Raw genomic sequence first — 218 nt, forward strand, 5'->3', positions numbered from 1 at the left:
GGAGGAGGCGGGCCTCCATCTCCGACCTGCGCACCGATCCTCAGGAGCCCAGGTCAACGGTCCTGTCGGCCGAGGATGAGGCGTTGTGGTTGCCTTCCGCCGTCACACGCTGTTGCCGCTCGACGACTGCCTCTACGCCCGCCAGCCCAGCATGCCGCACCTTACCTGCTCCAGCCTGCACCGCTGCCTCCAGCGCCATGGCATCAGCCGGCTGCCGG

1 pseudogene is annotated in these 218 nt (G+C 69.3%); it reads left to right on the plus strand.

What is annotated here, in order from left to right:
- Positions 1 to 218 (plus strand): annotated as a pseudogene (locus JMJ55_RS30765) (IS481 family transposase); the annotation flags it as partial.

The sequence above is a fragment of the Belnapia mucosa genome, from assembly GCF_016775475.1.
In the GTDB taxonomy this organism is placed as follows: Bacteria; Pseudomonadota; Alphaproteobacteria; order Acetobacterales; family Acetobacteraceae; genus Belnapia; species Belnapia mucosa.